The following is a 25,558-nucleotide window of genomic DNA, read 5'->3' as shown; positions in this document are numbered from 1 at the left end:
GGAACGCCTCTGAGCCCCCCGCGGGCGGGGCTACGCCACGACGGCGAGTTCGCGGGCGGTGGTGTTGAGGCGCCGCCCGCCGTCCTCGGTCACGGCCACGATGTCCTCGATCCGGACGCCGAAGCGGCCGGGGAGATAGATCCCCGGCTCCACGGAGAAGCACATACCGGGGACCAGCTGCTGCTCCTCACCCTCGATCATGTACGGCGGCTCGTGGGTGGTGACGCCGATGCCGTGCCCGGTGCGGTGGATGAACCGGTCGCCGTAGCCGAACTCGGTGATCACCGCGCGGGCGGCACGATCGATCTCCTGGCAGGCGACGCCGGGCCGGACGGCGGCACAGCCCGCATGCTGGGCCTCGCGGACGATGTCGTGGACCCGCTGCTCCTCGGCTGTGGGCTCGCCGACATGGACCGTACGGGAGGTGTCGGAGCCGTAACCGTGCTTCAGACCGCCGAAGTCGAGGACGACCATGTCGCCGCGCTCGATGGCGCGTTCGCCCGCCTCGTGGTGCGGGTTGGCTCCGTTGGGGCCGGAGCCGACCACGGTGAAGTCCACCTGGGAGTGCCCGAACTCCCGCAGCAGCGCGGCGAGATCCATGGCCACGTCGACCTCGCGGCGGCCGGAGAAGCGCACCTTGAGGATTTCCTCGTACGTGGCGTCGGCGGCGGCTCCGGCGGCGGCGAGCCGTTCCAGCTCGGCGGCGTCCTTCACCGCGCGGAGCATCGGGAGGGCCTCGGTGAGCGCGGTGTAGGAGGTGCCGGGCAACTCCCGCTGGAGGCCGAGCAGATGCATGGCCCAGGCGTTGTCGCTGACACCGAAGCGGCCCTCGGCCGCCAGCAGCGGAGCGGTCACCGCGTACGGGTCCTTGCCGTCGGTCCAGTCGCGCAGGGTCAGCGCGGGCGCCCCGGTGGCGGCGGCCGCGTCGGGCGCCTCCAGGGTCGGGACCACCAGCACGGGATCGTGGCCGGCCCGCAGCACGAGGAGCGTGAGGCGCTCGGTGCTCACGGGGCGGTAGCCGGTGAGGTGGACGAGGTCGGGGCCCGGCGCGACGATCACCCCGGCGAGCCCGGCCTCGGCGGCGGACTCGGCGGCCCGCGCCATCCGGGCCCGGTAGTCGTCGGCGGTGAAGGGCGGGGGCGCGGCGGACTGCTGGGCGAACGGGCTCGGCATCAGGACCTCCTGGCGGTGCGACACGGCACACAGCATCCTGCCCGCCCGGCGGGGCGTACGCGACCGGCTTCCGGGCGCGTGTCAGGCGTCGCCGTGTTCGTGACCGGCTTCCGGCTACCGGATCCGTGTGTTTGTCGGGCCGTCAGCCTTCAGGCGCCGGCCGCCGGTCGTCGACCTTCGGGCAGCCGTACGATCAGGTCCGCCCGTTCGCGGCCCCGCTCCACCAGCCGGGCGTTCGCCTCGTCGGACCGGGCGACCCACTCCTCCGCGTCGGGCCGGGGCCTGCCGTGATGCACATGGCGGTCGACAAGTCGACGTACCCGCACTTCCGGGGCGAGGTCCAGGAACCACACCTCGTCCAGCAGCCCGCGCACCGGGGCCCAGGGGCCGTCGTCGAGCAGCAGGTAGTTGCCCTCGGTGACGATGAGGGGGATGTCCGGCGGGACGGGCAGCGACCCCGCGACCGGCTCCTCCAGGTACCGGTCGAAGGCCGGGGCGTAGACCGCGTGCACCGGGTCCGGCGTCCGCAGCCGCCGCAGCAGGGCCGCGTACCCGGCCGCGTCGAAGGTGTCCGGCGCGCCCTTCCGGTCGGCGCGGCCGAGGCGGTCCAGCTCGGCGGCGGCCAGATGGAAGCCGTCCATCGGGACGAGGGCGGCGCGTCCGCCCAGGGCCGCGACCAGTCGGTCCGCCAGAGTGGACTTCCCGGCTCCGGGCGGGCCCGCGATCCCGAGGATGCGCCGCTGTCCGGTGTCCGCGAGCGCGCGGGCCCGGTCGTTCAGCGCGGCCCGGCCGCCGGTGCTCGTAGCGTCCACGAAGTCCATGCGGCGCATTCTGCCCGGTGGCCGGGTACCGAAGCGATAGTGTTACGTATAACGTCACCGCCGCGGAGCCCCACCGCCGGCCGAACCTCCGGAAGGCAACCCCCATGTCCCACATCGCCCTGGTCACCCTGGTCGTCCGCGACTACGACGAGGCGCTCGCCTTCTACCGCGACGCGCTCGGCTTCGAGCTGGTGGAGGACACCGACCGGGGCGACGGCACCCGCTGGGTGGTGGTGCGCCCGCGCGGGGCGGCGGACGGCACGGGGCTGCTGCTGGCCCGGGCGAAGGACGGGGCGCAGGCCGGGGCCGTCGGGGCGCAGACGGGCGGCCGGGTCGGCTTCTTCCTGCACACCGAGGACTTCGCGGCCGACCATGAGCGGATGCGCGCGGCCGGGGTGCGCTTCCTGGAGGAGCCCCGCCACGAGACGTACGGCTCGGTCGCGGTCTTCGAGGACCTGTACGGCAACCGGTGGGACCTGCTCCAACCCGCCGGCTGAGCAGGGCGCGGGACCCCGTAGCTGCGGCGTCCTGGAACCCCGGGGTCAGGACCGGGCGGCGAGCCCCGCCTCGCGTACGGCCACCGCCTCCATCGCCTCCAGCACCGGCCGGATCAGCGGATGGCCCTCGGCCCCCTGGCGTACGGCGGCGAAGACCCGGCGGGTGGGGGCGCTGCCCTCGACCGGGCGGACCACGGCCCCCGTCAGCTCCATCCCGCGCAGCGCGGAGCGGGGCACCAGCGCCACCCCGGCATCCGCCCCGGCCAGGGCGACCACGGCGTGGAAGTCGTCGGACGAGTGATCGAGGCGCGGGGCGAAACCGGCGTACTCGCAGGCCAGAACCACCACGTCATGGCAGGGGTTGCCCGGGTACGGCCCGATCCACGGGTCCTTCGCCAGATCGGCGACCGCCACCTGGGCCTGGCCGGCGAGGCGGTGGCCCACGGGAAGCACCGCGTCGAACGGCTCCGAGTAGAGCGGGACGCGGGTGAGCCGGCGGTCGTCCTCGGCGGGCGCGCCCCGGTATTCGACGGCCACCGCCACGTCCACCTGCCGGTCCAGCACCATGGGGACGCTCGCGTCGCCCTCCGCGTCCTGGACCTTGACCCGGATGCCGGGCGCGGTGCGGGCCAGCTCGGTGAGGGCGGGGGCGAGGACGAGGCCGATGCCGGTGGCGAACGCGGCGACCGTGACCGTCCCGGCGATGCCCGCGCTGTAGTCGGCCAGCTCCGCCTCGGCCCGCTCCAGCTGGGCGAGGACCAGGTTGGTGTGGCTGAGCAGGATCTCCCCGGCGGCGGTGAGCCGGGCCCCGCGCGCCCCGCGTTCGACGAGGCGGTGGCCGGTCTCCTGCTCCAGGGCGGCGAGCTGCTGGGAGACGGCGGAGGGGGTCAGATACAACGCGGCGGCGGCCGCGGTCACCGTGCGGTGGTCGGCCACCGCACGGAGGATTCGCAGCCGCCGCGCATCGATCATGTGCCCATTGTCCCAGGTGGCGGCGGAACCACCGACCGGGTCGGACGGGTCAGGCGGCGGCCTCCGCCTCCAGCGCGGCCCGGGCGTCGACGAACGCGTCCACGGCGCGGTTCACGTCGGCGGTGGAGTGGGCGGCCGAGAGCTGGACGCGGATGCGGGCCGCGCCCTGCGGGACGACGGGGTACGAGAAGCCGATCACGTACACACCGCGCTCCAGGAGCAGTTCCGCCATCCGGCCCGCCTTGCCCGCGTCGCCGATCATGACGGGGGCGATGGCGTGGTCGCCGGGGAGGATGTCGAAGCCCTCCGCGGTCATCCGGGTGCGGAACAGCTCGGTGTTGGCGGCGAGCTGCTCGCGCAGGTCCCCGGCGGACTCCAGCAGGTCGATGACCTTGAGGGAGGCGGCGGCGATGACCGGGGCGAGGGTGTTGGAGAAGAGGTAGGGGCGCGAGCGCTGGCGCAGCAGGGCGACGATCTCGGCGCGGGCCGCGACGTAGCCGCCGGAGGCTCCGCCGAGCGCCTTGCCGAGGGTGCCGGTGATGATGTCGACCCGGTCCATCACGCGGTGCAGCTCGGGGGTGCCGCGGCCGCCGGCGCCGACGAAGCCGACGGCGTGCGAGTCGTCGACCATGACCATGGCGTCGTAGCGGTCGGCCAGGTCGCAGATCTCCTGGAGCGGGGCGACGTAACCGTCCATGGAGAAGACGCCGTCGGTCACGATGAGGCGGCGGCGGGCCCCGGACGCCTCCTTGAGCTGCGTCTCCAGCTCGGCCATGTCGCGGTTGGCGTAACGGTGGCGCTTGGCCTTGGAGAGCCGGATGCCGTCGATGATGGAGGCGTGGTTGAGGGCGTCGGAGATGACCGCGTCCTCGGGGCCGAGCAGCGTCTCGAAGACACCGCCGTTGGCGTCGAAGCAGGAGGAGTAGAGGATCGTGTCCTCCTGGCCGAGGAAGGCCGAGAGCCGCTGCTCCAGCTCCTTGTGGACCTCCTGGGTGCCGCAGATGAAGCGGACCGAGGCCATCCCGTAACCCCAGCGGTCCAGCGCCTCGTGGGCGGCGGCGACGACGTCGGGGTGGTCGGCGAGGCCGAGGTAGTTGTTGGCGCAGAAGTTGAGGACCTCGCCCGGGCGGCCGCCGGAGGTGACCTCGACGGTCGCGGACTGCGGGGTGCCGATCACGCGCTCGGGCTTGTGGAGCCCGGCGGCGCGGATCTCGTCGAGGGTGGTGCGCAGATCGTCGCGTACGGAGTCGAACATGCGGATTCCTTAGGAGATCAGGTAAGAGCCGAGGGACGGGAGGGGAGGGTCAGGCGGTCCAGTCGAGGATGACCTTGCCGCCGAGGCCGCTCGCCGCGTCGTCGAAGGCCGCCTCGAAGTCGCGGAAGCCGTACCGGCCGGTGATCACGGGGCTGAGGTCGAGGCCGCCCTCCAGCAGGACGGACATGGCGTACCAGGTCTCGTACATCTCGCGGCCGTAGATGCCCTTGATGGTGATCATCGAGGTGACGACGCGCGCCCAGTCGACGGCGAACTCCTCGGCGGGCAGGCCGAGCATGGCGATCCGGCCGCCGTGCGTCATGTTCGCGACCATCTCGCGCATCGCCTCGGGGCGGCCGGACATCTCCAGGCCGATGTCGAAGCCCTCGCGCAGGCCGAGTTCGCGCTGCCCGTCCGCGATGGTGCGGTCCGCGACGTTCAGCGCGAGGCTGACGCCGACCTTGCGGGCGAGGGCGAGGCGGGCCTCGCTGACGTCGGTGATGACGACGTTGCGGGCGCCGGCGTGCTGGGCGACGGCGGCGGCCATGATGCCGATCGGGCCGGCGCCGGTGATCAGGACGTCCTCGCCGACCAGCGGGAAGGAGAGCGCGGTGTGCACGGCGTTGCCGAACGGGTCGAAGATCGCCGCGATGTCGAGGTCGACGGGGACCCGGTGCACCCACACGTTCGAGGCGGGCAGGACCACGTACTCCGCGAACGCCCCGTCCCGGCCGACCCCGAGGCCGACGGTGGAGCGGCAGAGGTGGCGGCGGCCGGCGAGACAGTTGCGGCACTTGCCGCAGACGAGGTGGCCCTCACCGCTGACCAGGTCGCCGGTGGCGATGTCGGCGACGTCGGAGCCGGTCGCGGCGACCTCGCCGACGAACTCGTGGCCGAGGATCAGCGGGGTGGTGACCGCCTGCTGGGCCCAGCCGTCATAGGCGCGGATGTGCAGGTCGGTGCCGCAGATACCGGTGCGCAGAACCTTGATCAGGACGTCGGTGGGGCCGTACTCCGGTTCCGGCACGTCCATCAGCCACAGTCCGGGCTCGGCCTTCTGCTTGACGAGTGCCTTCACGGCTGTGGCTCCCTGACGTCGGTACGCGAGTGAATACCCCGGGCCGCGGGGCATGTCGGAGGAACCCTGCGGCCCGGGGTGGTCTTGGGTGTCACTCCCCATGGTGGGGGTTCGGCGGGACGGGACGGAGCATCTCGAAAAGCTCCACGCGCCGTCCCCGGCCGTCACCGGAAAGGCTGCCGTACGGCGGGGCCCCGGGTCCATCGAGGATTTCTTAAGCACCGCCGCAGGAGATCTTCACACCTGGCCGTGGCTTCACCGACCGCTGCCGCTCTCCGGTCTTCGATTCCTCGGCTACAGCTCGCCGAACGGGCCGAGGAAGCGGGGGCGGCCCTGCTCGATCCGGTAGAGGAAGATCCCGTTCTCGTACCGCACCTGGCGGATCGACGGACGGAAGGCGAGCGGACGCACGATCCCCCGGTGCTCGGTACTGCGGATCAGCCGGGCCATGCCCCCGCGCACCGACCCCGGGGCCGCGGCGGCCCCGGCGGCGCGGGCGATCAGACCGACCGCGTCGTACGCCTCGGCGGCCCACATGGCCGGGGGCGCGCCGAAGCGCCTGCGGTGGTCGGCGGTGAACGTCCTGGCCGACGGGAGGGCCGCGGGGTCGGCGTACGCCTCGGCGAAGACCCAGCCGTCGGCGGCGGCGCCCGCGCCGGTGAGGAAGGCGGGCCCGAGGGCGGGTCCGGCGGCGATCCGGGTACCGGAGTAGCCCTCGTCCGCCAGTGCGGTGGCGAGGCGGGCGGCCCGGGCCGCATCGCCGCTCGCGAGCACCACGGCGTCCGCCCTGCTGGTCACGGCTTTCCGGGCGGCCGCACCGGAGCCCGTGTCGCCCCCTGGCAGTGCGTGGGTGATGACGGTGGCGTCCGCGGGCATGGCCTCGCGGAAGCCGGCGGCCAGCTCTCCGCCGAGGCCGGTGTCGTCCTGGACGAGGAGCACGCGCTCGGCGGGACGGGTGTGGACGACGTAGCTGATGAGTCCCGGAGCGAGCATGCGGTCGTACGGGCGGGTCACGCAGAGGTGGGCGGCCGTTTCGGACGCGGTCGTGGAGCCTGTACGCCACGCTGGGCGCCAGCCCGGCGGCGCGGCCGGGGCCGCTGAGGTCGCGTGGAGCCCGATCGTGTACGTGGGCGGTGTGCCGGAGCCCGACGCGGCCCCGGCGGACCGTCGCCGGGCGAGCCATGCCGCGGTGGAGCCGCCGGTGACCACGACACCCCCGGCGGCGCCGGCGATCAGGAGCCGCCGCCGCGTCAGGCCCGCCGCGGGTGCCGCTGCGTCCTCGCCCGGGGCGAGGGGGGCGGGCGGCGGCTCGGGGTCCGGCAGCGCGAGGGCCTGCGCCGAACGTTCCGCGATCAGCGCGGCGAGGCCGGGCGGCGCGAACCAGTCCCCCGCACGCGGTGCGGTGTCCGGCTCCCCGGGCGGGGCCCTGTCCGGGGCGGTCTCGGCAGCTCCGTCGGGAGCCGTCCCGAAGGCTCCACCGCCCCCGCCCCGGGCCGTCCCCGCAGCCCCGCCGGGAGCCCAGGCCACTCTCGGATCCGGCGGGCTCTTCCTCGTCCGATCGCTGTCCGCTCCCCCGGCCGCCTCCAGCTCGTCGCCGACCCGCCCCGCCGACGGCCGGGCAGCCGGGTCCTTGCTGAGGCAGCCGACGAGCAGCGGCAACAGTTCGGGCGGCACGCCCGTCAGGTCCGGCTCCTCGTGGACCGTGCGGAACAGCACTCCGGCAGCTCCGCCCTCGCCGAACGGTCGTCGGCCCGTCGCCGCGTACACCAGGACGCAGCCGAGCGAGAACACGTCGCACGCCGGACCCACCGACCCGGCCGACGCCTGTTCGGGGGCGAGGTAGCCGGGCGTGCCGATCACCGCGCCGGTGGCGGTGAGCGCGGTGGCGCCCTCGTGGCGGGCGATCCCGAAGTCGATGAGGCGGGGGCCGTCGAGGGCGAGGAGCACGTTGTCCGGTTTGACGTCGCGGTGGATGAGCCCGGCCCGGTGGACCGCGACGAGAGCCGCGGCCAGCCGGCTGCCGAGCGCCCGGACGGTGGCCGTGGGAAGCGCGCCCCTCGCGCCGACCACCGCGGCCAGCGAGGGCCCGGGGACGAACGCGGTCGCCAGCCACGGCTCGCGGGCCTCGGTGTCCGCGCCGAGCACCGGAACCACCCACGGGCCGGTGATGCGGGTGGCGGCCTCCGCCTCGCGCCGGAAGCGGGCCCGGAACGCCGGGTCGGCGGCGTGCTCGGCGCGGATCACCTTGACGGCGACGAGCGTCCCGCCCGCCGAGCGCGCCAGGTAGACCACCCCCATGCCGCCCGCGCCGAGCCGGACGAGGGTGCGGTACGGACCGACGGTGCGGGGGTCCTCGGAGGTGAGGGGCCGCACGTCAGCTCTTGGGCTTCGGGGCCGGGCCGAGGTAGTCCAGGCGTCCGTCCTTCACCCGGTACAGGTGCGCGTCCTGGCCGACGAGCTGCTGCCGCTCCTCGTCGAACGCGTAGGTGCGCGAGACCCCCTCGTACCGGGAGGCGGCTATCGCGGCGGTGAGCTGGGGGCGGGTGGGGCGGGCCGCCCCGGAGGGACCGGCGCTCGGCTTCGCGCTCTTCGCCGCGCCCTCGGCCAGGGCGGCCAGCTCGCGGGCGACGAGCCCCGCCACGTCGTACGCCTCGGCCGACCAGGCGGCGGGGGCGGCGCCGAAGCGCTTGTGGTGGGCGGTGGCGAACATCGCGGCGGCCGGGGCGCTCGCGTCGGTGAACGGGGCGATGAACTCCCAGCCGTCGGCCGCTGCCCCCGCCTGCTTCAAGAAATCCGGCCCCATGACGGTGTGCTGGGCCATGCGCGGTCCGGTGTAGGAGAGGTCGGCCAGGATGCGGGCGACCCGGGAGGCGCCGGTCGCGTCACCGGCGTAGAAGACGGCGTCGCTGCGGTGGGAGAGCAGGTCGGCGACGACCGGGTCGAAGACGCTCGTCCCGGCGGGCACCACCCGGGGGTGGGTGGTACCGGTGGTGAGGTTGGGCGTCATCAGGTTCGTCGCGTAGCCCGCCTGGTACGCGGCCTGCCCGCCGGCTCGGTCGATCAGGATGCCCAGCCGCTCGACCTCGGGGCGCAGCAGGAGGCGGTTGACGATGGGGATCGAGAGGGACGCGTAGGAGGGGCCGGCCTGGAAGAAGGAGGCGTTGGCCCGGCGCGGAAAGGTGATCTGGAGCGCGGACACCGTCAGCACCGGCAGGGTCGCTTCGTCGTATGTGGACAGCGCCGCCGCGACCGTGACGTCACTCGTGGGACCGATGACCGCGGCGACCTCCGGGTCGCCGGCGAACTGCTCCGCGACCTGCGCGGAGCGGGTGGGGTCCCCCGCGTCGTCGAGGACCTTCACCGCGAGCCGGAAGGGCCGGCCGTCGAGGGCGTTGAAGCGGTCCACGGCAAGCCGGACGCCACGTTCCTGGGCTCGCCCGGCGGCACTCTGCGGCCCCGTCAGGTCGGCGTGTACACCGATGATCCAGCGGCGTCCGCCCGGTGCGCCGTCGGAGCCGCCGCCGTCGGCCCCGTCGGCGCCGATCCGCAGGGCGGCGAACGCACCCGCGCCGAGGGCCACCGCGCCGCCCGCCGTGAGCAGCAGGAAGCGCCGTCGGCCGGGGGCGGGTTCCGGCGGGCCGGGCTCCTCGGCGACGGTGGCGTCGATGCCGGGCAGGGCCAGCAGGGCGGCGGACCGGTCCGCGATGATCCGGACGATGTCCTCGGGCAGCCAGTCCGCTCGCTCCCCGGCCGGCACGTCCTCGGTGATCAGCCCGTCGAGAGCGGCGGCTTCCGGGCGGTCGGAGGGTTCCTTGGCCAGGCAACGTTGCAGCAGTGCCCGGAGCCACGGCTCCTCGATGCCGTCGAGGTCGGGCTCGTCGTGGAGGGTTCGGTAGAGCAGGGCGTCGACCGCTCCGCTGCCGAACGGCGGCCGGCCGGTGGCCGCGTACGCGAGGAGGCAGCCGAGTGAGAAGACGTCCCCGGCCGAGCCCGCGGTGTCACCGGACGCCTGCTCGGGCGGCAGGAAGCCGGGGGTGCCGACGACGAGTCCGGTGGCGGTCAGGGCGGTGGCGTCGGCCGCGCGAGCGATCCCGAAGTCGATCAGCCGGGGGCCGTCGGCCGTCAGCAGCACATTGCCCGGTTTGACGTCGCGGTGGACGAGCCCGGCGTCGTGCACGGCGGCCAGGGCGCGGGAGAGCAGCCGGCCCAGGACCGCGACACTGCGCACGGGCAGCGGTCCGCGCCGCGCGACGACGTCGGAAAGGGTCGGTCCGGGAACGAACTCCGTGGCGAGCCAGGGGCGTTCGGACTCGGTGTCAGCATCGGTCACACGCACGGCCCAGGGGCTGTCGACCCGGCGGGCGGCCTCGGCCTCGCGGCGGAAGCGGGTCCGGAAATCCTCGTCCTCCGCGAGTTCGGGCAGGATCACCTTGACGACGGCGAGCGCACCGGCGTCGGTCCGCCCGAGGTAGACGACGCCCATGCCGCCCGCTCCGAGGCGGCCCAGGAGCCGGTGACCGCCGACGCGGGCGGGATCAGTGGGTCGCAGATCGTCCATGCCCGGCCTCAACTCTGCTTCTCGACGGCGCTCTCGAGCCGGGACAGCATGACTCCCTGCGCCTCGTTGACGAACCTGTCGATCTCGTCCTCGGTGCGGCCCTCGGCTCCCTTGCCGGTCACGGCGACGGTGAACTGGAGGGTCTGCGCCTGCTGCCAGGAGTAGTGGTGCGGCCCGCCCAATTCGGAGCTCTGGTATTTCCCCACCTCGCTGAGGAAGTCCTCGGAGCTGCCCTGGGCGCTCTCGCCGCCGAGGAGCGCCGCCGCGACCATGGATCCGATCGTCTCGCCTTTGCGCAGTCGCTGGGTGGGGCAGCGCATGGTCTCCTCGATCGACTCCGCCATCTCCCAGGCGGCGTCCTCACGGGTGCGGTGCACGGTGACGACCGCGGCGAGGCGCACCGGCCCCTTGCCCGCCTCGGCCGGCGCCTCGAACGACCGTGTGAGAGTGGCCAGGACGCTGCGGGCGGGCTTCTGCTGCTGCCAGACGCAGTCCTCGCCGAGCACGGGCCAGGTGGCCGGGTCGCTCTCGTACGGGCTCCGCTTCACCACCCCGGCGCCGAAGCTGTCGGGCCCGGCGATGACGCGGTCGATGAGGTCGCGCGCCTCGGCCCCGGTGCGGGGGAGCCGGGCGGGGTCGGGCACGAGCGAGTCCTCGGGCGACGGCCCGGCAGCGGTGCCGCCGTCGCCGGGGTCCGGGCTAGCGCCGGCCGAGGCGTCCCGCTCTCCGGCTTTCCCCGGATCGTCCGCCGTGCCGGAACAGCCGGCGAGCAGCACGGTCGTCAGAGCCAGAGCCAGAGCGAACTCGCCCCCTCTTAAAGGCACATGACAGGTCACAGAGATTCCCCGTTCCTCCTCGACGCCGTGTCGATCATAAATTCGACCGGCGCGGCCGGCAGGGCTGTTGGGGGACTGTTACAGCGCTGGGACCCGGACGGCGCCGCCCCGGGGCCACCCGGACGAGGTGGTCAGGCAGTCTCGGCGAGGAAGGCGGCGATGTGCTCGACGACGGCGTCCGGGCGACCTCGGGCCGGGGCCTGACACAGCGTAGGGAATACCTCCCCGTCCTTGATAGCGTCGCCCCCGCGGCTGCGGACTTCTCCCCCGACCCAGCCGTACGGGGGCAGGCACGGGGACCGGGCGCGGCAGGACGAAGAGGGCCGACAGATGAGCCTTGCACAGGTGCACTACACCTCCGCCGCGCCGGGGGCCGAGGGGTCCGAAGGGGCGGCGGGCCGGTTCACGGCGGTCGGGCCCGGGGTGTCGGGTGCTCTGCTGGCGGAGATCGAGCCCTTGGTGCGCTACGAGCTTCCCGAGGGCGTCGCGGACCGCCCGTCGGACGGTGAACTGCGCTCACTGCCGCAGTCGTTCACGTACGCCGTCCTCTCCGACGGCAGCCGTCTGGTGTCCCGGTCGGCGCCGGTACGGGACACGGGTGGCGGCAGCGGCAGCGACGCCGCGTGGGGGTCAGGACCGGGGTCGGGGCCGAGGCAGGGCATCCGGTTCCATGCGCACGCGGTGCATCTGCCGCCGGGGGTGCCGCTGCCGGGCGACCGGCTGCCGGTCGAGGCGTGGCGCTCGCCGCTCTGGGTGTCGACGACGCCCGCCGGGGCGATACCGGACCCGCTGACGCTGCCGCCGGGCCCGACGGCCGTCTCGGAGGGCCTGGACGACTTCGCCGTCTCGCGCGGCCCCTGGCTCGCGGCCGTACTGGCGGATCTGCGCCGGGCGAGCGGGCCGACGGAGCCCGGCGGGCGGCCCGTGGTGCTGGTGGAGCGGCAGTGCGCGGACGTGGCCCGGTGGCTGGGGCTCGCGTCCGTGACCCTGCCGAGGGAGAGCGCGGAGCGGCTGACGTTCACCACGTACACGCGCCGGCCGGGGAGTTCGGCGGCGCGGGTGGTGGGCGTGCTGCCCGAGGACGCGGCGGCGGCGCGGGCGGCGGGACTGCGGGTGCACGCGTGCGCGGACCAGCCCCCGTCGGGCGGCGGCACGGACGATGTGTGGGCGACGACGGCGGCCCGGATCTGGCGGAGCCGCTCCCCGGAGCTGTTCGGGGAGGCGCGCGAGCTTCCCGGCGAGCCGTTCGCGGCAGGCCCGTTGGCGGTGACGGCGCTCTGCGCGGGGATCGCGCTCGGCCCGGACGGACGTACGGCGGCGGCCGGTTGGGCGGCGGACCGCCCGTACGCCCTGGACGCGAAGCGCACCGGTCAGTTGATCGAGGCCCTCGCCTCTCCCGGCATCGACGACCGTACCGGACCCGAATTCGACGCCGCCGGGCGGCTGTTCGGCGCACTGGAGGGCCGCAGCCCGGCCTCGGTCACCGCGCCGCTCGCGGCGATGCTGGTCACCGAGGCGGTACGGGGCGGCAACGGCTCACTGGAACTGCCGCGCCGGGACGCGTTCACGGGGCCGGAGGGCGCGGCGGTCGCGGAGCGGCTCGCCCCGGAGATCCTGACCGAGCTCGGCGACAAGGCCGGGCCCCGATCGGTCGGGCGAACCGTACAACTGCTGCGGGTGGCACGACTGCTGGGCGTGGACGGCACGGATTCGCTGCCGGGGATCGTGGACCGACTGGCACCGGCGGTGCTGGCGGAGGCGGCGGCAGAGGAGGAGTCGGGGGCGGGAGCCGAGGGTCTTTTGGACTTCGCACCGGCCCTGCTGGAACTGCTGGACGAGCAGTTCGAGGTGCGGACGGCGCTGCTCGGCGCACTGGACCGGATCGCGCCGCAGGACCCCGGGGCGGTGGCCCGGTTCCTGGGACGGGTCACGCTGCCGTTCACGGGTACGCAGGCACTGCCGCATCTGCGGATGTGCGCCGAGGTGCCGGGCGCGATGGCGACGCTGGGCGGTGACCGGGCGGCGGTGTGGCACCGGGTGCTGCGGGCGGCGGGTCTCTCCCCCTTCGCCGAGCCGCTGGTGCTGCGCACGGCGGTGGGCCTGGTCTGGGAGGACCGCGCCCCGACGGTGGAGGAGGCCCGCCTGCTGCTGGAGGCGGCCACCTCCGACTCGCACCGCGCGGCCGGTACGTGGGCCCGCCTGGTCGACGCGGCGCTCAGCGCGTCCGCCGCCGGCACCGACGAGGCGGCCGGCCTCGCCCATGACCTGCTGCGCGGCTACCCGACCGAGATCGGCGGCCGCGAACGGGCCGGTCTCCTCCTGCTGGACCTGGTCCGCGAACTGCGCACGGGCGCACCGGACCCCGGCTGGGCGGAGCGGGTCCGCACGCTGTGCGCCCAGGCGGAGCCGGTCGAACCGGCGCTCCGGGAGCGGGCGTACACGGCCCTGGTGGAACGCCTGCTGGCCCCGGACCGCCCGGGTGCCGAGCTGTACGACTTCGTCCACGGCGACGACCCCGACCTGATCGCCGCGTACGACCGCACCGCCCGAACGGAAGCCGTACGGACCCGGCTGCGCACCCAGCCTGCCTACGCGGCGGACTGCTTCTCCGTCTGGACCGCCCACCCGCACGCGGGCCGCGCCTGGCCCCCGGTGGCCGCCGCCCTCCTGGAGGAGGTCCTGCGCCCCGCCGTCCGCGCGATGGCGGCCGAGGACGTCGCGGAGGTCGAGGCGACGGTGGGCCGCACGGGCAGCAGCGGCCGGGCCGACGCCTTCCGCGCCTGGAACCGGGTCAGCACCCTCGGCCGCCTCGGCCGCCGGATCGCGGGGCGGGTGCGGCGGGGGTGAGAGGGGGCGGGAGCCGCCGACTAGAATGTTCTTTCATGTCGAAGCCTGACGAGTTGCTCTCCGCTGTCGCAGCCCTGGTGGAGTCCGGGCACAGCAACCAGATGTCCCTGACCGTCGTCGCCGGGGGTGCCGTCATCACCGGCCGCCTGGCCCCCGAGTCCGTCTGGAGGCAGCGGGTCTCCGAGGTCCTGGCGGACTCGGACCGGCTGAGCGAGTTCGCCGCCGTCTTCACCTCCACCGCGCGCAAGGAGGGGCCGCCCACGCATCTGCATTTCCATGTGGCGCGGATCCTCCAGGGTTCGGTGGGAATCCCGGAGACCGGTGGGATGTACCGGGTGGCCATCGAGGACGTCAGCGCCTGGACCATGGGCGACTTCAGCTACTCGGACCACTGACCCGCCCCGTCCCGACAGCCCCACCCCACAGCCCACGGCCCCTCGCCGGCCGGAACCAGCCCCGGCGCCGCCGCTCGAACCGGCCCCGCGCCCGCCCGTCAGGCGGTCGCGGGGCTGCCGAGCAGTGCGGAGGCCTGCTCGAACGGGCTGGGTACACGCCGAGGCGTGACGAGTGCGCGCCCGGACATGGCGGTCACTGCGGTTTCGGCGAAGCCTGGGCAGGTGAAGCCGAGCCGGCTCATCGCCCGGAGGACCTCCCCCGCGCTGAAGTCGCGCCGGTCCTGGCGGGTGATGACCTGTCCGACCTGCTTGACCGGGTAGGTGCGGCGGCCGATGATCACGGACTCACCGCTGACCGGCTCGGGCTTGATGCCCTTCATCGACTCCAGGACACCGCTCTTGGTGAGGTCGAAGGGGAAGCGGGCGATGACACAGCGCATGTTGCCTCACAGGGAGAAGGGCGAAGGAGAAACGAAGCAGTCGCGGAGGCTAGGCTGCCGCGCCGAAGGACGGCTGACGCTCCGTCGCACGCCGGGTGGCGGAGCCGGCGCCTCGCCGTCCGCGGGGGGCCGCGGTGCGCCGACGCCGCTCGGCCACCGGCGCGGTGATCGTCACGGGGATGCCGGACGGGGCCTGGGATCCGGTGATCCGACGGAGCGCCTCCTCGCCGGAGCGGACCTGTGTCGTCAGGGGCACGATCCCGGCGGTGGTCATGAGGCGGGCCATGTCGCGACGCTGGCCGGGTGTGACCAGGGTGACGACGCTGCCGGACTCCCCGGCGCGTGCGGTACGCCCGCCGCGATGGAGGTAGTCCTTGTGGTCCGCCGGCGGGTCGACGTTGACGACGAGGTCGAGGTGGTCGACGTGGATGCCGCGTGCCGCGACGTTCGTGGCGACGAGGACGGTGACATGCCCGGTCTTGAACTGCGCGAGGGTGCGCGTGCGTTGCGGCTGGGACTTGCCGCCGTGCAGGGCGGCGGCCCGGACCCCGCTGTGCAGCAGGTGATCGGTGAGCTTGTCCACCGCGTGCTTGGTGTCCAGGAACATGATCACCCGGCCCTCCCGCGCCGCGATCTCCGTCGTCGCCCGGTGCTTGTCGCCGCCGTGGACGTGCAGGACGTGGTGCTCCATCGTCGTGACGGCCCCCGCGGACGGGTCGACGGAGTGGACGACCGGGTCGGTGAGGTAGCGGCGGACCAGGAGGTCGACGTTACGGTCGAGTGTCGCGGAGAACAGCATGCGCTGGCCCTCGGGGCGGACCTGGTCCAGCAGCGCGGTGACCTGCGGCATGAAGCCCATGTCGGCCATCTGGTCGGCCTCGTCCAGCACGGTGATCGCGACCTGGTCCAGGGCGCAGTCGCCGCGCTCGATGAGGTCCTTGAGCCGCCCCGGGGTGGCGACGACGACTTCCACGCCGCCACGCAGCGCGTTGGCCTGCCGGCCGATGGACATGCCGCCCACCACCGTGGCCATGCGCAGCCTCACCGAGCGGGCGTACGGGGCGAGCGCGTCGGTGACCTGCTGGGCCAGTTCACGCGTCGGTACGAGGACCAGAGCCAGCGGTTGACGGGGCTCGGCGCGCCGGCCGACGGTACGAGCCAGCAGGGCCAGGCCGAAGGCGAGGGTCTTGCCGGAGCCGGTGCGCCCCCGTCCGAGGACGTCACGGCCCGCGAGGGTGTTCGGCAGGGTCGCGCCCTGGATCGGGAACGGGACGCTCACGCCCTGCGCGGTGAGCTCGGCCAACAGCGGTGCGGCCAGGGAGAGATCGGCGAACGTCTCGACGGCGGGCAGCGCGGGAGTGGTCGTCCTCGGCGGGGCGAACTCGCCCTGGACCGCGACGGGCCGCCGACCGTGCCCGGCCGGACGGGGACGGCTCGGCCCGCCGGTACGGCTGCGGGTGCGGGAGGTGCGGTCGTTCGTACGGGTGGAGTTCACAGGAGACCTTCCTTTATACGGCACGTATCAAGGAATTTCCGCAGCGGAAAAACAGCGCGGGGAATCACAGGAACGGGCCAGAAAATGCGAGAAATTCCGACGTACAGAGGTGCAGGAGAAAGAGTGCGCGATCAGCCGGGAACGATGTTCTCGGCCGTCAGGCCCTTTTGGCACGGCAGGATGTCGAAAGTGACCGGCTGACCTTCGAACAGCTCACGGAATCCGTCGGCGGCTATGTTGGAGAAGTGGGCGAACACATCGTCCCCGCCACCGTCCTGCTCGATGAAGCCGAAGCCTTTGGCCGCGTTGAACCACTTCACAGTGCCGGATGCCATGCCGCTTCTCCCTTGGGGCTGTACGCCGGGACCGTGAGGTACGGATGCCGGGTCGCCGCGGTGATGCCCCACCCGGTGAACAATGACCGGAAAACAGAAGCGCCCGCACCAGCCGGAGATCGGCGGCGGCACTCGGAGTCTGGGAACAGCAAGACTGCAACTGGAAATAACAGTAGCACGCCACAATGATCCGGACACCGAGAATAACTCCGCTTCCCACGCGAAGAGAAATCCTCTCCGCCCGGCGAACCGAAACTTCCTACGGCGGCCACAGATATGGTCACGCGGTACGCGTCGACCTACCGGCCGCACTCCGGTGTCGCGGGTATCGCGGGTAGCGCGGGAGAGACCGTCAGCACAGCAGGTCCAGCTCCGCCCGGACCGTCTTGCCCGGGTTGCGGTCGAAGACCGCCCAGCGGTCCGCCAGGGCCTCCACGATCAGCAGCCCGCGCCCGCTGTCGGAGCCGCCGTCCGGCACGGTGATCTCACCGGGGCCGGGCGGACGCCGCTCGCCCCGCGTGTCGGACACCTCGATCCGCAGAAGGCCGGGCACGGCCGGATCGCCCGGCAGGTACGACAGCCGCAGTTCGAAGTTGCGGCCGGGCACCCGGCCATGGGTCGCCGCGTTGGCCGCCAGCTCACCGATGATCAGGGCCGCCGACTCCGATGCGTCACTGAGGTACGGGATGCCCCAGGTGTGCAGCTTGTGGAGGCCGACGCGGCGGGCGAGCCGGGCGCCATGGGGATCCGCGCGGTATTGATGATTGAACACACGTACGGTTACGGGTGGTTGGGCCTTCGTAGATGCTTCCATGCCCCCAGATTCCGGGCCCGGGACCCGGTCCACCAGGTCAGCGACCCGTACGCTCAGTCAGCGTACGGGCGCGAAGGGTGGACGGTACGGGTCACGTTCCGTGAGCATGGACGGGTCTCGGACCAGGACAGGCGCACGGGGAGGTGGCCGTACATGACGCACGGCACGGACGGCATCGACAGCACGACGTACGGGACCTTCGGCAACGGCGGCGGTCGCGGTGGCGAACCCGAACCGCAGTACATCCTCAAGATGTTCGGAGAGGTGGTCAAGACCTTCCGCAAGCGGGCGAGGCTGACGCAGGAGCAGTTCGCCCCGCTCGTCGGGTACTCACCCGAGACCGTCGCCTCCATCGAGCAGGGCCGCCGCCTCCCGCCGCCGGACTTCGCGGAACGGGCGGACAGTGTGCTCGACGCGTTCGGCGTGATTCTGGCGGCGGCGAAGCATCTGACGCGGCGCAAGGGGCTGGCGAGTTGGTTCCGGCAGTGGGCGCAGCTGGAGCTGACGGCGCTGAGCCTGTACACGTACGAGTGCCGGTTGATTCCGGGGCTGTTGCAGACGCCCGCGTACGCGCGGACGCTGTTCACGGACCAGTTGCCACCGCTCGGCGACGAGCAGATCGAGGCACAGCTCGCGGCTCGGCTGGAACGTCAGCAACTGCTGCGCGAGCGGCCGAACACCTCCTTCAGTTTCATCCTCGAAGAGCATCTGTTCCTGCGCGACTTGGGCGGCGAGGAGGTCACCAGGGAGCTGCTGGACCACATCCTTGATCTGGCCGGGCTGCGCAACGTCAACATCCAGATCATGCCGTTGGTACGGCATCACCACGCGGGCCTGGATGGGCCGATGCAGTTGCTGGAGACGCCGGACCACCAGTGGTTCGGATACCTGGAAGGACAGAAGTACGGCCAGTTCGTCTCCGACCCCGCAGTGATCAGCGCACTCCAGATGCGGTGTGCCAATATGCGTTCACAGGCTCTCTCGTTGGACGACTCCAAGAGCCTGATGCGGCGGATGCGAGGAGCGAGATGAGCACCACAGACCTGGCCTGGTTCAAGAGCAGCTACAGCGGCGGATCCGGCGACTCCTGCGTGGAGGTCGCGCTGGAGTGGCACAAGTCGACCTACAGCGGCGGCGACGGCGACTCCTGCGTGGAGGTCGCCGCCTGCGCCTCCACCGTCCACGTACGCGACTCCAAGATCGAGGAGAGCCCGCAGCTCGCCCTCGCCCCGGCCGCCTGGACGCATTTCCTCGCGTACGCCGCCCAGGGCTGACGCGCGTCCTGAGTTTTCGTCAGCCGCTCTGCCCCGCCCGGGCAGCTCGTGGACCGTACGGGGCTGCCCAACGCGGCCATCACCAAAATCGTCCACCGGCCGGCCGCGCTCGGGCATGTGGACCGCCGCAAGGACGGTTCGGACGGGCGCGGGTACGCGTTGAGCGTGACGTCGACGCTCCGCCGGACCCGGCCCGGCTCTTCGCGCCGATGGCCGAGGCGATGAACGGCCTGGTGGACGGCATGGACGACGTGGAGCGCGCGGCGGTCACCCGCCGGCTGACGGGCACGGTCGAGATTCTGCGCCGGTCCACGGCCGAACCGATCCGGACGGGGGAGGCCGACGGACAGGCCGGTCGGCGGGCTCCGGCGCAGTGATCGTGCCCGTCATACGCCCTGTGATCCAGCCCGGGTCCTGTCCGTCTTCGCCGAGGACACGACGCCCGGACGCTCAGCTCGCGGAGTCGCCGAGGACCCCGAGTCCCGCCACCGGTCCCCCGTACGCGAGGACCAGCACCAGCGCGAAGAGGATCAGCAGCCAGCCGGTCACGATCGCCGGCAGGGCCTTGCCCCGGTCCTGGCCGCCCAGTCGCTTGCCCTGGCGGCACCCTGGTGGCGGGTCCGTGCGCCGGGTCGGGCGGCACAGGTACCGTAAGGAGGCATCGATGTCACTCATGGGCCTCCTGGCGGGCTGCGTGAACCCAGGAGGAACCACATGACGACCAACCGTGGACGCAAGGACGTCATCCGCGACCGGATGGCCGCCACCGGCGAGTCGTACAACGTCGCCGCCCGCAACCTCAAGGCCATGAAGGACACGTCCGCCACCCGCGACGCCGTCCTCGTGCAGCGCTGGACGCCCGCCGACTCCTTCGACGTGCCCTGCCCCTGCGGCGGAACCTGCGAGCCGGGCGAGACCTGCGACCACTGCCACGCCCGCCACCGCCATGTGAAGCGCTACCCGGGCTCCGCCACCGAGGTCGAGACCTGGGCCGACCGCTACGAGTGCACCGGCTGCTCCTCCTCGTACACCCTCACCGTCCACCTGGCCGGACGGCCCTGGGGCGTCGCCGAGACCGTCGTCAAGGGCGGGTCGGCCGAGGAGGTCGTGCAGGCGACCGTCTTCCCGGGGGTCATTCACCCGCTGCTGCGGACCGGGAGCGGCAACGCCCCGGAGTGACAGCGGGGGTGGCGAGACCGGTCAGGATTCGAGAAGCGCCGGCCGGTCCCGGCCCCCTAGCGTGAAGGACATGGAAACCACCACGTCCTCCGCGGCCCCCACGGCCCTCGCCTCCGTCACCCTGGAGGTGGCCGACCCCGAGAACGCCCGCCCCTTCTACCGCGCCTTCGGCGTGGACGGATACATCACCCTGCGGGCGTCCGAAGCGGCCTCTACCGGCTTTCGCGGCTTCACCCTGGCCCTCACGGTCTCCGGCCCGGCCACCGTGGACGGTTTCGTCGACGCCGCCGTCGGTGCCGGCGCCACGGTGTTGAAGCCCGCCACGAAGTCGCTGTGGGGGTACGGCGGCGTCGTCCAGGCCCCGGACGGGACGATCTGGAAGATCGCGACCTCGGCGAAGAAGGACACCGGGCCCGCCACCCGCGACATCGACGAGGTCGTCCTGCTGCTCGGGGTCGAGGATGTGAAGGCCACCAAGCAGTTCTACGTGGGACGGGGCCTGACCGTGGCCAAGAGCTTCGGCGGGAAGTACGCCGAGTTCGCCACCGGTGAGGCCGGCCCCGTCAAGCTGGCGCTGTACAAGCACCGGGCACTGGCCAAGGACCTCGGTGTCCCCGCCGACGGCACCGGCTCGCATCGCATCGTCATCGGCTCCACCGGCGGCTCCTTCACCGACCCGGACGGCTTCGTCTGGGAGGCCGCACAGTCCTGATCCGCCCGCTGCCGCGGTCGGAGGGCAACCGAGGACCCAGGACGGGAGTGACGGCCAGGATTGACGGTGCCCGTCGGTGAAGGCACCGGGGAGCGTGCGGACGGGCGTTTGCGGGGTAGGCGAGAGGCAGACCCCGCAAGGAGGAATCATGTCCCGCCTGATCGCCCGCATCACCCGGTTCACCCGCAGTCCCCAGGGCCGCCGGACCATCGCGTCCGCACGGCGTGCCGCGGCCGACCCCCGCAAGCGCGCCCAGGCTCGCAGCCTGCTGGGACGGCTGCGCGGACGCCGGTGACGTCGCCGCTCCGGCGGCGGACGGCCGGAGCGGTGCCGGAAGGCATACGCGAAGATGCCCGCACGGGTCTCCCCGCGCGGGCATCTTCGCGTTCCGTCGGCGTCCGGCTCAGCTCTCGTCCGGGGCCAGGGTCAGCGAGATCGAGTTGATGCAGTAACGCTGGTCCGTCGGGGTGGGGTAGCCCTCGCCCTCGAAGACGTGGCCCAGGTGCGAGCCGCAGCGGGCGCAGCGCACCTCGGTGCGGACCATACCGTGGCTGCGGTCCTCGATCAGCTCGACCGCTTCGGTGTCCTTCGGGTCGTAGAAGGACGGCCAGCCGCAGTGCGACTCGAACTTGGTGTCGGAGCGGAACAGCTCCGCACCGCAGGCCCGGCAGGAGTAGACGCCCGCCGTCCTGGTGTCGGTGTACTCACCCCGGAAGGCGGGCTCGGTGCCGGCCTGGCGCAGCACCGCGTACTCGGCGGGGGTCAGCTCTTCCCGCCACTGCTCGTCCGGCTTCTCGACGTCGTACGGCACGGCTCGCTCCTCAGCTCGACAGGTGGTCCAGGATGCGCGGGCCGAGGTCGGTGACGTCGCCCGCTCCCATGGTGAGAACGAGATCGCCGGGCTTCGCCATTCCCGCGATCGCGGCGGGTACGTCGGCCTGGTCGTGGACGGCGGTGACCTCGGCGCCGGCCGCCTTCGCCGCGTCGATGATCAGGGCGCTGGTGATGCCGGGGATCGGGTCCTCGCGGGCCGGGTAGATGTCCAGGACCACGGAGGCGTCGGCCAGCGCGAGGGCCTGGCCCATCTCGGTGCCCAGCTCCTGCGTGCGGGAGAACAGGTGCGGCTGGAAGACGACCAGGATGCGGGAGTCGGCGGCCGCGCCGCGCATGGCCTCCAGGTCGGCGGTCATCTCGGTCGGGTGGTGCGCGTACGAGTCGATGACCTGCACGCCGGCCGCCTCGCCCTTGAGCTGGAGGCGGCGCTTGACCCCGGTGTAGCTGCCGAGGGCGGAGGCCAGGTTGTGCGCCGGGATGCCGAGGGCGACCCCGGCGGCGAGCGCGGCGACCGCGTTGTGGGCGTAGTGCGCGCCGGGGACCGAGACCGTGAAGGTGAGGAACTTCCCGTTGAGCAGGACCGTGACCTCGCTGGTCAGGCCGCGCGGAGTGACCTTGTGGACGCGTACGTCGGCGTCCTCGGCGGAGCCGTAGGTGACGACCTTGAGGTCGGAGAGGTCGCGGACCCGGCGGGTCAGCTCGACCGCCCCGGGCTGGTCGGCGGAGATGACCAGGGTGCCGCCGGGGACGACCTTGCCGACGAAGGTCTCGAAGGAGTCGTAGATCTCGTCCATCGAGGCGTAGTTCGCGTGGTGGTCCAGCTCGACGTTGAGGACGATCGCGACCTCGGGGTCGTACTTCTGGAAGCTGCGGTCGCTCTCGTCCGCCTCCGCGACGAAGATGTCCCCTTCGCCGTGCGTGGCGTTGGTGCCCGGGCCCTCCAGGTCGCCGCCGATGGCGTACGAGGGGGCCAGGCCCAGCGAGGAGAGGGCGACGGCCAGCATGGAGGTCGTGGTCGTCTTGCCGTGGGTGCCGGCCACCGCGATGGCCCGCAGTCCGTTCATCAGGGAGGCCAGGGCGTCCGAGCGGTGGACGACGGGGACGGCCAGCTCGTTCGCCCGGAGCAGCTCCGGGTTGTCGGCGCGGATGGCGCTGGAGACGACCACGCAGGACGCGTCGTCGGCCAGGTGGCCGGCCGCGTGCCCGATGTGCACGGTCGCCCCCAGCGCTCGCAGGGACTCTGCGGTGGCGGACTCCTTGGCGTCGCTGCCCGCCACCTTCGCTCCGCGCTGGGCGAGGATCTTCGCGATGCCCGACATTCCGGCGCCGCCGATGCCGATGAAGTGCGGTCGTTCCATGGCGGCGGGAATGCCGGGTGCCATCTGTACTCCTGCGGTCGTGGTTCGGGTTCCGATGAGGCGGCCGAGGGCCAACCCGGACCGCGCGGCTTCAGCCTATTCGCTGTGCGCGAAGAGCTTGAGCACCGGGACGCCCACCTTGTGCCGGGCCCGGGAGGCCCAGTCGCGGTGGAAGAACTCCTCCACGTAGTGCGGGGCCGTCAGGACGATGACCTCGTCGGCGCCCGCCTCGTCGACGACGGTCTTCAGCTTGTCCAGGGGGTGGTCCTCGACCACCTGTCCGACGGCTTCGGCGCCCGCCTGGCGCAGAGCCCGTAGGGAGTACTCCAGGCCGATCTCGGCGGGTTCACGGGCCTCGCTGCCCTCCGGCTCCTCGCCCTCGCGCACCGCTTCCTTCAGCTCCCCCATCGCCACGTCGTCGATCGCGCGCAGCAGAACATCGGCCTGGTCACCGCGCGGCTGCAACAGAACGACGAACGAGATCCGCTCCTCGCCGTGGAGCGTGGTGACGAAGTCCACGTCCTCGGCAGTAAGCGGCTTCTCGATCATCAAAACGCTTGTGAACACGACAGGCGCCCTTCCGGTTCTTCGTCTCGTCGACCGTCGGCTCGACCGTCGACGGTCGTTTGCTGAAACCATCCTTCCCCGTGCTTCCACGGGGTCGCAGGGGTAAGTGTGCCCAGCCGAAGCTAAGCGGAACGGCAAATTCCGCTAACTGTCAGTCCGACGGTACCGAGAGAAGAGGAAACCGGCCTCTTCCAGCAGCGATGCCAGGAAAAAACGTTCCGGCACGGCGACCCCGGGCCCCCTGCGATGCGCTGAGCGTCACCCGCAGTGAGCATCGGGGAGAGCGTCAGGCAGAGCTCGTCCAGCACACCGGCCGCCACGAACTGGCCGAGCAGCCGGGGTCCGCCCTCGGTGAGCTGGCGGCGCAGCCCCCGGGCGGCCAGCTCGCGCACCGCCCGGGCCGGGTCCACCCGGGCCCCGTCGCCCGCGATCACCACCTCGGCGCCCGCCCTCCGGGCCGCCTCGATCCGGTCGGCGGCGGCCCCGGCGCCGGTCACCACGAGGGTCGGGACGAGGGGCTCGGTGAAGAGCGGCAGCGAGAAGTCCAGGTCCAGGGAGCCGGTCACCACCGCGACGGCGGGCGCGGGGCCCTGCCCGGCGGCGGCCCGGCGCTCGGCGAACGCCTCCCGGGCGCGGGCCGGACGGTACCCCTCCTGCCGTACGGTCTCGGCCCCGGCGATCACCACGTCGGCCAGGCCCCGCAGGGTGCCGAAGATCCGCATGTCGGCGGCGCAGGAGATGGGCTGCGAACGGCCGTCGTGCTGGGCGGCCCCGTCGAGGGTGGAGACCATGTTGGCGCGCAGCCAGGAGCTGCCGTCGGGGAGGCCGGCGGGGTAGGCGTACGTCTCCGCCAGCTCGTCGAGGCTCCACTCGCGGTCGGGGGCGGCGGCGGCCGTCGTTGTCAGGTCCGTCACAGGGAACAGGCTTCGCATGGGTTGCAGTCTGGCACGGGCCTTAGGGTGGAGAGTTGTGTCGTCATCCACCGCGTTTCCGGGGCAGAGCCCCCTTGCCGAAACGGCCCCGCTGTCCCTGTGCGCCCGCGAGCCGCACGTCCCCGCCGACCGTCTGGTCGCCGAGATGGTGCCGCCGCCGCGCTTCGATTCGGTGCGCTTCGACACGTACGTGCCCGACCCGAACCAGCCCAGCCAGAGCGAGGCGGTCACGGTCCTGGCGGGGTTCGCCGCCGGGCTCGGCGGGGCGCACGCGACGGGTTCCGGCCGCCGCAAGTGGTTCGGGAGCAGGAAGCCGGCCGCGCCGACCGGGCCGCGCGGGGTGTATCTCGACGGCGGCTACGGCGTCGGCAAGACCCACCTGCTGGCCTCCCTCTGGCACGCCACGCCCGCCGAGCCGTCACTGAAGGCGTTCGGGACGTTCGTGGAGCTGACAAACCTGGTGGGCGCGCTGGGCTTCCAGCAGACCGTGCGGACGCTCAGCGGTCACCGGCTCCTGTGCATCGACGAATTCGAGCTGGACGACCCGGGCGACACCGTGCTGGTGTCCTCGCTGCTCAGCCGGCTCGTGGAGTCGGGGGTGGCGCTGGCCGCGACCTCGAACACGCTGCCGGGCAAGCTGGGCGAGGGCCGGTTCGCCGCGGCCGACTTCCTGCGTGAGATCCAGGGCCTGTCCGCGCACTTCCGCCCGCTGCGCATCGACGGCGAGGACTACCGGCACCGCGGGCTGCCCGAGGCCCCGCCGCCGTACAGCGACGAGCAGGTGACCCGGGCGGCGTACGCCACGCCGGGCGCGTCGCTGGACGACTTCCCGGGGCTGCTGGACCACCTGGCGAAGGTGCACCCGAGCCGGTACGGCGCGCTCACCGACGAACTGGGCGCGGTCTGCCTGACCGGGGTGACGCCGGTGCCCGACCAGTCGACCGCGTTGCGCCTGGTGGTGCTGGCCGACCGGCTGTACGACCGGGAGGTTCCGGTGCTCGCCTCCGGGCTGCCGTTCGACAAGCTGTTCAGCGACGAGATGCTGAACGGCGGGTACCGGAAGAAGTACTTCCGGGCGATCTCCCGGCTGACGGCGCTGGCGCGTGACGCGAAGGGTCTGGTGGCGCAGTAGGTTCGGGGGCGTAACGCGATAGGGCGCGGCGCACAACGGCGTGTGCGTGCCCGT

General features: G+C 72.9%; 26 protein-coding genes and 1 pseudogene. 10 read left to right on the top strand and 17 right to left on the bottom strand.

Annotated elements, in window-relative coordinates; translation table 11 throughout:
• Positions 1 to 30: 30 nt before the first annotated feature.
• Together CCZ36_RS29060 and CCZ36_RS29055 are read right to left on the bottom strand one after the other, a co-directional pair.
• The gene (locus CCZ36_RS29060; protein WP_128819786.1) at positions 31 to 1,173 is read right to left on the bottom strand and encodes an aminopeptidase P family protein; all 1,143 of its coding nucleotides are present in this window, start codon (positions 1,171 to 1,173) and stop codon (positions 31 to 33) included.
• A 149-nt stretch (positions 1,174 to 1,322) separates the two neighbouring features.
• On the bottom strand, positions 1,323 to 1,994 hold the full coding sequence (locus CCZ36_RS29055; protein ID WP_176734535.1) for a nucleoside/nucleotide kinase family protein: 672 nt from the start codon (positions 1,992 to 1,994) through the stop codon (positions 1,323 to 1,325).
• Positions 1,995 to 2,098: 104 nt separating this feature from the next.
• Here CCZ36_RS29055 and CCZ36_RS29050 point away from each other — a divergent pair, with 104 nt between their 5' ends.
• Complete coding sequence (locus CCZ36_RS29050; protein WP_069739913.1) at positions 2,099 to 2,491, top strand: VOC family protein; 393 nt, start codon at positions 2,099 to 2,101, stop codon at positions 2,489 to 2,491.
• 45 nt (positions 2,492 to 2,536) lie between these two features.
• Here the strand turns inward: CCZ36_RS29050 and CCZ36_RS29045 are convergent, their stop codons facing one another.
• From CCZ36_RS29045 to CCZ36_RS29020, 6 genes are all read right to left on the bottom strand, one after another.
• Positions 2,537 to 3,463, bottom strand: coding sequence for a LysR family transcriptional regulator (locus CCZ36_RS29045; protein WP_128818913.1), 927 nt, complete (start codon positions 3,461 to 3,463; stop codon positions 2,537 to 2,539).
• A gap of 49 nt (positions 3,464 to 3,512) precedes the next feature.
• Positions 3,513 to 4,718 carry a glycine C-acetyltransferase gene (locus CCZ36_RS29040; protein WP_128818912.1) on the bottom strand — a complete coding sequence of 402 codons (1,206 nt, stop codon included), beginning with the start codon at positions 4,716 to 4,718 and terminating at the stop codon, positions 3,513 to 3,515.
• Positions 4,719 to 4,767: 49 nt separating this feature from the next.
• Entirely contained in the window at positions 4,768 to 5,796 is a 1,029-nt protein-coding gene (gene tdh, locus CCZ36_RS29035) for an L-threonine 3-dehydrogenase (protein WP_069739916.1), read from the bottom strand.
• Positions 5,797 to 6,090: 294 nt separating this feature from the next.
• On the bottom strand, positions 6,091 to 8,169 hold the full coding sequence (locus tag CCZ36_RS29030) for a bifunctional serine/threonine-protein kinase/ABC transporter substrate-binding protein (RefSeq protein WP_128818911.1): 2,079 nt from the start codon (positions 8,167 to 8,169) through the stop codon (positions 6,091 to 6,093).
• Between the two features lies 1 nt (position 8,170).
• Positions 8,171 to 10,354 carry a bifunctional serine/threonine-protein kinase/ABC transporter substrate-binding protein gene (locus CCZ36_RS29025; RefSeq protein ID WP_128818910.1) on the bottom strand — a complete coding sequence of 728 codons (2,184 nt, stop codon included), beginning with the start codon at positions 10,352 to 10,354 and terminating at the stop codon, positions 8,171 to 8,173.
• Positions 10,355 to 10,362: 8 nt separating this feature from the next.
• The gene (locus CCZ36_RS29020; protein WP_128818909.1) at positions 10,363 to 11,190 is read right to left on the bottom strand and encodes a hypothetical protein; all 828 of its coding nucleotides are present in this window, start codon (positions 11,188 to 11,190) and stop codon (positions 10,363 to 10,365) included.
• 330 nt (positions 11,191 to 11,520) lie between these two features.
• Here CCZ36_RS29020 and CCZ36_RS29015 point away from each other — a divergent pair, with 330 nt between their 5' ends.
• Together CCZ36_RS29015 and CCZ36_RS29010 are read left to right on the top strand one after the other, a co-directional pair.
• On the top strand, positions 11,521 to 14,037 hold the full coding sequence (locus CCZ36_RS29015; protein WP_128818908.1) for a GTPase-associated protein 1-related protein: 2,517 nt from the start codon (positions 11,521 to 11,523) through the stop codon (positions 14,035 to 14,037).
• A gap of 35 nt (positions 14,038 to 14,072) precedes the next feature.
• A complete protein-coding gene (locus CCZ36_RS29010; protein ID WP_030083736.1) occupies positions 14,073 to 14,432 on the top strand; it encodes a hypothetical protein in 360 nt (119 codons plus the stop codon).
• A 98-nt stretch (positions 14,433 to 14,530) separates the two neighbouring features.
• Here the strand turns inward: CCZ36_RS29010 and CCZ36_RS29005 are convergent, their stop codons facing one another.
• From CCZ36_RS29005 to CCZ36_RS28990, 4 genes are all read right to left on the bottom strand, one after another.
• Positions 14,531 to 14,872 carry an SCO5918 family protein gene (locus CCZ36_RS29005; protein ID WP_069739921.1) on the bottom strand — a complete coding sequence of 114 codons (342 nt, stop codon included), beginning with the start codon at positions 14,870 to 14,872 and terminating at the stop codon, positions 14,531 to 14,533.
• Between the two features lie 49 nt (positions 14,873 to 14,921).
• Positions 14,922 to 16,367: a DEAD/DEAH box helicase gene (locus CCZ36_RS29000; RefSeq protein WP_128818907.1), complete on the bottom strand. Its 1,446-nt coding sequence runs from the start codon at positions 16,365 to 16,367 to the stop codon at positions 14,922 to 14,924.
• Positions 16,368 to 16,498: 131 nt separating this feature from the next.
• The gene (locus CCZ36_RS28995) at positions 16,499 to 16,702 is read right to left on the bottom strand and encodes a cold-shock protein (protein WP_069739923.1); all 204 of its coding nucleotides are present in this window, start codon (positions 16,700 to 16,702) and stop codon (positions 16,499 to 16,501) included.
• A 352-nt stretch (positions 16,703 to 17,054) separates the two neighbouring features.
• The gene (locus tag CCZ36_RS28990) at positions 17,055 to 17,516 is read right to left on the bottom strand and encodes an ATP-binding protein (RefSeq protein ID WP_164873564.1); all 462 of its coding nucleotides are present in this window, start codon (positions 17,514 to 17,516) and stop codon (positions 17,055 to 17,057) included.
• Between the two features lie 153 nt (positions 17,517 to 17,669).
• Between CCZ36_RS28990 and CCZ36_RS28985 the strand changes: the two genes are divergently transcribed.
• From CCZ36_RS28985 to CCZ36_RS36070, 3 genes are all read left to right on the top strand, one after another.
• Positions 17,670 to 18,548 carry a helix-turn-helix domain-containing protein gene (locus CCZ36_RS28985; protein WP_128818906.1) on the top strand — a complete coding sequence of 293 codons (879 nt, stop codon included), beginning with the start codon at positions 17,670 to 17,672 and terminating at the stop codon, positions 18,546 to 18,548.
• On the top strand, positions 18,545 to 18,790 hold the full coding sequence (locus CCZ36_RS28980) for a DUF397 domain-containing protein (protein WP_069739924.1): 246 nt from the start codon (positions 18,545 to 18,547) through the stop codon (positions 18,788 to 18,790). The genes CCZ36_RS28985 and CCZ36_RS28980 overlap by 4 nt, the downstream gene beginning before the upstream one ends.
• Before the next feature lie 209 nt (positions 18,791 to 18,999).
• On the top strand, positions 19,000 to 19,167 hold the full coding sequence (locus tag CCZ36_RS36070) for a hypothetical protein (RefSeq protein WP_234427842.1): 168 nt from the start codon (positions 19,000 to 19,002) through the stop codon (positions 19,165 to 19,167).
• A 73-nt stretch (positions 19,168 to 19,240) separates the two neighbouring features.
• Here CCZ36_RS36070 and CCZ36_RS28970 read toward each other — a convergent pair whose 3' ends face one another.
• A complete protein-coding gene (locus CCZ36_RS28970) occupies positions 19,241 to 19,465 on the bottom strand; it encodes a hypothetical protein (RefSeq protein ID WP_128818905.1) in 225 nt (74 codons plus the stop codon).
• A 39-nt stretch (positions 19,466 to 19,504) separates the two neighbouring features.
• Here CCZ36_RS28970 and CCZ36_RS28965 point away from each other — a divergent pair, with 39 nt between their 5' ends.
• The 3 genes from CCZ36_RS28965 (at position 19,505) to CCZ36_RS34935 (ending at position 20,976) form a co-directional block, all read left to right on the top strand.
• A complete protein-coding gene (locus tag CCZ36_RS28965) occupies positions 19,505 to 19,969 on the top strand; it encodes a hypothetical protein (protein ID WP_069741446.1) in 465 nt (154 codons plus the stop codon).
• Between the two features lie 70 nt (positions 19,970 to 20,039).
• The gene (locus CCZ36_RS28960) at positions 20,040 to 20,681 is read left to right on the top strand and encodes a glyoxalase (RefSeq protein WP_199888061.1); all 642 of its coding nucleotides are present in this window, start codon (positions 20,040 to 20,042) and stop codon (positions 20,679 to 20,681) included.
• A 148-nt stretch (positions 20,682 to 20,829) separates the two neighbouring features.
• A complete protein-coding gene (locus CCZ36_RS34935; protein ID WP_164873563.1) occupies positions 20,830 to 20,976 on the top strand; it encodes a hypothetical protein in 147 nt (48 codons plus the stop codon).
• 108 nt (positions 20,977 to 21,084) lie between these two features.
• On the opposite strand, the gene msrB is transcribed toward CCZ36_RS34935, so the two are convergent.
• The 4 genes and pseudogenes from msrB to CCZ36_RS28940 all read right to left on the bottom strand — a co-directional run bounded on the left by msrB (position 21,085) and on the right by CCZ36_RS28940 (position 24,372).
• Positions 21,085 to 21,492: a peptide-methionine (R)-S-oxide reductase MsrB gene (gene msrB / locus CCZ36_RS28955; RefSeq protein ID WP_069739928.1), complete on the bottom strand. Its 408-nt coding sequence runs from the start codon at positions 21,490 to 21,492 to the stop codon at positions 21,085 to 21,087.
• A 10-nt stretch (positions 21,493 to 21,502) separates the two neighbouring features.
• Positions 21,503 to 22,897, bottom strand: coding sequence for a UDP-N-acetylmuramate--L-alanine ligase (gene murC, locus CCZ36_RS28950; protein WP_069741444.1), 1,395 nt, complete (start codon positions 22,895 to 22,897; stop codon positions 21,503 to 21,505).
• Between the two features lie 72 nt (positions 22,898 to 22,969).
• Positions 22,970 to 23,422: an indole-3-glycerol phosphate synthase gene (locus tag CCZ36_RS28945; protein WP_176734533.1), complete on the bottom strand. Its 453-nt coding sequence runs from the start codon at positions 23,420 to 23,422 to the stop codon at positions 22,970 to 22,972.
• Positions 23,423 to 23,584: 162 nt separating this feature from the next.
• Positions 23,585 to 24,372, bottom strand: a pseudogene (locus tag CCZ36_RS28940) (pyrimidine reductase family protein).
• Positions 24,373 to 24,409: 37 nt separating this feature from the next.
• Here CCZ36_RS28940 and zapE point away from each other — a divergent pair.
• Positions 24,410 to 25,504: a cell division protein ZapE gene (gene zapE, locus CCZ36_RS28935; protein WP_128818903.1), complete on the top strand. Its 1,095-nt coding sequence runs from the start codon at positions 24,410 to 24,412 to the stop codon at positions 25,502 to 25,504.
• Positions 25,505 to 25,558 lie beyond the last annotated feature (54 nt).

This window comes from Streptomyces sp. S063, assembly GCF_002832675.1.
In the GTDB taxonomy this organism is placed as follows: Bacteria; Actinomycetota; Actinomycetes; order Streptomycetales; family Streptomycetaceae; genus Streptomyces; species Streptomyces sindenensis.
This window is presented reverse-complemented; position numbering and strand designations above follow the sequence as displayed.